Source organism: Paenibacillus sp. OAS669 (genome assembly GCF_014873645.1).
Lineage (GTDB): Bacteria > Bacillota > Bacilli > Paenibacillales > NBRC-103111 > Paenibacillus_S > Paenibacillus_S vulneris.
Map to the genome: position 1 here is coordinate 1 of NZ_JADBDR010000034.1, position 5051 is coordinate 5051.

Below are 5051 nucleotides of genomic sequence, written 5' to 3' on the forward strand. Positions count from 1 at the left end.
CTTGCTTGCACATAAAAAAACGGCACAGGGCTTTTCCCACGCCGTTTTAGATTCCATTTTTTATTCCCAGTCTTGTCTCTAAACGTAACTTAATGGCATTGCCGATTCAGGCTCTCTTTTTCTTTGCAGGTTCTTTATCAGGCTTGTTATATTCCCTGGATAAGCTTAGTAAGATGCCGACACTGGTTAACATAACAAGCATGGAAGAGCCGCCGTAGCTGATCAATGGCAGTGGAACTCCGGTCAGCGGAATGCTTCCAGTAACTCCTCCCAGATTGATCAACGCTTGAATCGCGATCATTCCGACAATGCCGACACCGGCTAAAGTACCGAAGGGGTCCTTGCAGCGGACGGCAACGGTCAATCCGCGCCATAAGAAGGCTAAATAAATGAAGATGAATAAGGTGGCACCAACAAAGCCAAGCTCTTCACCTATGATGGAAAAAATAAAGTCTGTGTGAGCTTCCGGTAAATAATTCAGCTTTTGAATCCCTTGTCCGAAGCCTGCTCCGGAGAAGCCTCCATGTCCTAGGGCATAAAAGGATTGAATAAGCTGATAGCCGGAAACCAGCGGATCGGCCCACGGATTCAAGAAGGACGTAAAACGGTCGATTTTGTAGCTGTCGCCCTTGGATTGAATCATATGAATGGCAACAGCTACGGACATGACCCCTGCGCCTGAAATACCTAGGAAGAATAAGTGCTTTATGTTGGCTCCCCCTACGATGATAACGATGGCAGCACACATAACCAAGATCATGGTAGAGCCAAAATCAGGCTGCAGCATAATTAGCGCGGATATAAATCCGACAATGACAAGTGCCGGTAACAGACCTTTTTGGAAATCATTGAATTTGTCCTCTTTTTTGCTTATTAAATTGGACAAATATAAAATAACAGCAAGTTTGGCGAATTCGGCCGGCTGAATACCGAAGCTTCCGATCCTGAACCAGCTTCTGGCACCATTAATCTCGGTTCCGATGACAGGAACAAGAAGCAGCATGATGACTACGACGATGAACATGGGACGAACCCATGTTTTAAGCTTGTTGAAATCGATGTTCATACAAAAAAACATGGCTACGGTACCCAAAGCAACGAAGATCGCCTGACGAATAACCAGATACGAAGGATCGTTGACCGTTATCTTCGCACCGTCAATTTGTACAGAACGCGTATACGCCATGCTTGCGCTGAATACCATAGCCAAACCGAAGCAAACGAGCAAAAACGTTAAAAACAACAGCAAAAAATCCGGTGTTCCTCTTCGCGGGGAAGTCATGATGACCTCCGCTTATTCAGACAATTCGGTTTTGAGCTGCGACAGCTTTTGTTGAGCGATTTTCATTACGGAATCAGGAATCGGAGATTGATAATCCAATCCATGAGGGAAGGTTGCCACTCCGATGTAAACGTCTTCTATGTAAAGAATGGCGTACGGAGACTCCAGTTTGCCGGATTCAACACGGGTATTTATGCGCAAAAAGTAATCTTTGTGCGACGCATTGTCGGTAATTTTCAAATCGTAAGTGGCGCGGTAATATTCCCATTGCCAACGGACAAAGCCCAGTTTGGCTGTGCTTTCATCTAAATGGGCAAGATCGCTTTTAAGCCCTTTTAAACCGCTATTTTCAATAATCACTTGTAAAAGCCCTCCTAGAAAGTCAAGTCCAAAAATTCTCATTTCTTTTTATCATGATAGTATGTTTCCCAAAGTTGTGCAAGCCTATTGCTAAATGTCCAAACGAAGACGCAAGAAAAATTTGAAATTCTTGTGACACATGGATGAAAGAAAGTACGGCATTTGGTAAAATAAGAAGAAGTCTAAAACCGGAGGTAATAGCCATGGAATCGCTAATGAACAAAGTGGATCTGTTATATCCGGAAATGGTGGGCTGGCGCAGATACTTGCATCAGCATCCGGAATTATCGTTTCAGGAACAAGAAACCGCGTCTTTTGTAACCGCGCATTTGCGGGAATGGGGCCTGGAAGTGACTACAGGGGTTGGCGGAAATGGAGTGGTCGGACGTTTAACAGGCCGCGGCGGTGACGGACCTACCATCGCGCTTCGCGCCGATATGGATGCCCTGCCGATCCAGGATGAGAAGAATTGCGAATTCTCCTCCAAAGTACAAGGTGTCATGCATGCATGCGGGCACGATGCTCATACAGCAACGTTGCTCGGAGTGGCGAAGCTTTTGTCGGAGCACCGAGAGCAGCTCAAGGGAACGATCGTCTTCCTCTTCCAGCATGCGGAGGAACTAACCCCCGGAGGGGCTTACAGTATGATAGAAGAAGGAGCGCTTGAAGGCGTTGACTTCGTTTACGGGATTCATCTATGGACTCCGTTCCCGGTGGGAACAGCCTACTGCAGGCCCGGTCCTATGATGGCGGCAGCAGATGAATTTGAAATTGTCGTGAAGGGAAAAGGCGGGCACGGAGGACTCCCTCATGAAACTGTGGATAGCATAGCGATAGCTTCACACCTGGTGGTCAATTTACAAACGATTGTCAGCCGTACCGTCGATCCGACTCAGCCCTGTGTCGTCAGTGTAGGCTCGTTTCATGGAGGGACGAGTTTCAATGTAATCGCAGAGAAAGCTTCATTGAACGGCACGGTCCGAACCTTCGATCCGAAGCTGAGAATGGAGGTTAAGGAAAGACTGGAGTCCATCGTAGAACAGACCTGCAGCATGTATGGAGCAGAAGTTTCCATCGATTATAAATTGGGATACCCTCCGGTTATAAACGATCCAGGAGAAGCAGACAGATTTTATAGAGCGGCCGCCAAGGCGGGGACCGCAGAAACATCGCCGCTTATCATGGCAGGGGAGGATTTTGCCTATTACCTTCATCATCGCAAAGGCTGCTTCATGTTCGTAGGAGCCGGCAATCCGGAGCTCGGCATTGTGTATCCGCATCATCACCCGAAATTCGATATCGACGAATCGGCAATGGCTGCGGCGGCCAAGTTGTTTATCGGTATGATTGACGACTGCCAGAAGGAATGGAATTCCGATAAGTGCTAAACGACAGGGCGCATGCTGCGCATGGTTTAGGGAAAATCTATGGTTGCATAGAAGGGCAAGCACCCGTGGGTGATTTGTTTTTCTAGACAACTTCCTTGGGAGGGATTTTCCTTGAGTAGAGCATTGAAGGATATCATGACGACAGATTGCTCGACCGTCACCTTGCTGGATAATATTTATGAGGTTGCCGTAAAAATGAAGAACGAGGATACCGGCTTCATTCCCGTTGTGGAAGGAAAGAAGCTGATTGGCGTTATAACGGACCGTGACCTCGTTATTCGCGGCTTTGCCGAGAAGCGGGAAGGTTCTACTTCCGTTAAAGAAGTCATGAGCAGCAATCAGATTACTGCCGCATCCCCGGAAACGACGGTGGATGAAGCCGCCAAAATGATGGCGAAGCAGCAAATTCGTCGTCTTCCGGTATGCGAGAACGGCGAGCTGGTAGGTATCGTTTCCATCGGTGACCTCGCCGTAAGGGATAAATTTGAAGATGAAGCCGGAGAAGCGTTGAGTAAAATTTCCTCGGACGGAGTTAAGGCCTAAATCGCAGATCATCCTATTTATAAAGGATAAGCAAATCGTTCTTCTATCACAGAGGAACGATTTTTGCTTTTTATACCGAAATTGTTATTGTAATGTTAACGTGTGCATTATATAATAAGGTTGGTTGAACGATTGCTAATCATCTTATGAAAATAAGAAAAAATGGAAGGTGACAAACACGAATGGATAAAGTGCGTATCGGTTTGATCGGTGTGGGCAACATGGGTAAAGGCCACACAGAATATTTGGTGAACAACCAAGTCAAGGGTGCAGAGCTGACAGCCATTGTGGATACCGACGCTTCACGCCTGGAATGGGTAAGAAATAATCACGGCAGTAAAAATATTCAACTGTTCGATAATCTGGATGCATTCTTCGCATCGAAGGCATTTGACGCAGTGATTGTCGCAACGCCTCACTACGATCATCCGACTTCTGCAATTAAAGCGTTTTCTCACGGATACCATGTGCTGGTAGAAAAGCCTGCGGGCGTTTATACGAAGCAAGTGCGTGAAATGAACGAAGCTGCAGCCAAATCGGGTAAAGCCTTCGGTATTATGTATAATCAGCGTACGAATCCTCTCTACCAAAAGCTGAGAGATTTGATTACATCCGGTGAGCTTGGCGAGGTTCGCCGCACGAACTGGATCATTACGAACTGGTACCGCTCCCAAAGCTATTATGATTCCGGCGGCTGGCGCGCTACATGGGCGGGCGAAGGCGGCGGTGTCCTGATCAACCAAGACCCGCATCAACTTGACCTGTGGCAGTGGACTATCGATATGATGCCTAAGCGTGTCAGAGCATTCTGCGGATTCGGCAAATATCGCAATATTGAAGTGGAAGATGACGTAACCGCCTATGTGGAGTACGAGAACGGTGCTACCGGCTTGTTCGTTACTACGACAGGGGAAGCTCCGGGGACGAACCGTTTTGAAGTTACAGGCGACCGCGGCAAAATCGTTATCGAGGACGAGAAGCTAACCTTCTGGCGCTTGCGTACGCCTGAGCCGCAATTTAACAAGGAATACACCGGCGGTTTCGGCTCCCCCGAGTGCTGGAAGTGCGAAGTACCTATTAAAGGAGTGCCGGGCCCGGGCCATAAAGGCATTACGCAAAACTTCGTCAACCACATTCTGAACGGAACGCCGCTCCTTGCTCCAGGGGAAGAAGGAATCAAAGGCTTGACGCTTTCCAATGCGATGCATTTGTCCTCCTGGATCGATAACTGGGTGGATCTTCCGATCAATGAAGATTTGTACTACGAGAAGCTTCAGGAGCGCATCAACAACTCCACCTATAAAAAAGAAACCAAACAGCTTGAGATGGACGTTAAAGGAACTCATTAATCTTCCATTCATACCAAAAGGTGCTCTCCATGGGCAATGTCATTAAGTTAGGCATAGAGACAAGACCGCGAGTAAAAATAATATCTGAAACGGCACGGGAAACAGTCCTGTGCCGTTTGTTTTTTATCC

5 protein-coding genes are annotated in these 5051 nt (G+C 47.4%); 3 read left to right on the forward strand and 2 right to left on the reverse strand.

From position 1 onward, the window contains the following. Positions 1-106: 106 nt before the first annotated feature. A complete protein-coding gene (gene ftsW / locus GGC63_RS34095; RefSeq protein WP_079910358.1) occupies positions 107-1282 on the reverse strand; it encodes a putative lipid II flippase FtsW in 1176 nt (391 codons plus the stop codon). Between the two features lie 12 nt (positions 1283-1294). After that, on the reverse strand, positions 1295-1642 hold the full coding sequence (locus GGC63_RS34100) for a YugN family protein (protein WP_079910357.1): 348 nt from the start codon (positions 1640-1642) through the stop codon (positions 1295-1297). A gap of 203 nt (positions 1643-1845) precedes the next feature. Between GGC63_RS34100 and GGC63_RS34105 the strand changes: the two genes are divergently transcribed. From GGC63_RS34105 to GGC63_RS34115, 3 genes are all read left to right on the forward strand, one after another. Continuing rightward, positions 1846-3030: an amidohydrolase gene (locus GGC63_RS34105; protein WP_192705991.1), complete on the forward strand. Its 1185-nt coding sequence runs from the start codon at positions 1846-1848 to the stop codon at positions 3028-3030. A gap of 135 nt (positions 3031-3165) precedes the next feature. Continuing rightward, a complete protein-coding gene (locus tag GGC63_RS34110) occupies positions 3166-3573 on the forward strand; it encodes a CBS domain-containing protein (RefSeq protein WP_192705992.1) in 408 nt (135 codons plus the stop codon). Between the two features lie 182 nt (positions 3574-3755). Then, positions 3756-4922, forward strand: a complete 1167-nt coding sequence (locus GGC63_RS34115) for a Gfo/Idh/MocA family protein (protein ID WP_079910354.1) — start codon at positions 3756-3758, stop codon at positions 4920-4922. The last annotated feature ends 129 nt before the right edge of the window (positions 4923-5051 follow it).

Bases quoted from the DNA above. Each gene is read 5' to 3' on its own strand.
- ftsW (WP_079910358.1), bottom strand. From the start codon at position 1,282: ATGACTTCCCCGCGAAGAGGAACACCGGATTTTTTGCTGTTGTTTTTA.
- GGC63_RS34105 (WP_192705991.1), top strand. From the start codon at position 1,846: ATGGAATCGCTAATGAACAAAGTGGATCTGTTATATCCGGAAATGGTG.
- GGC63_RS34110 (WP_192705992.1), top strand. From the start codon at position 3,166: ATGACGACAGATTGCTCGACCGTCACCTTGCTGGATAATATTTATGAG.
- GGC63_RS34115 (WP_079910354.1), top strand. From the start codon at position 3,756: ATGGATAAAGTGCGTATCGGTTTGATCGGTGTGGGCAACATGGGTAAA.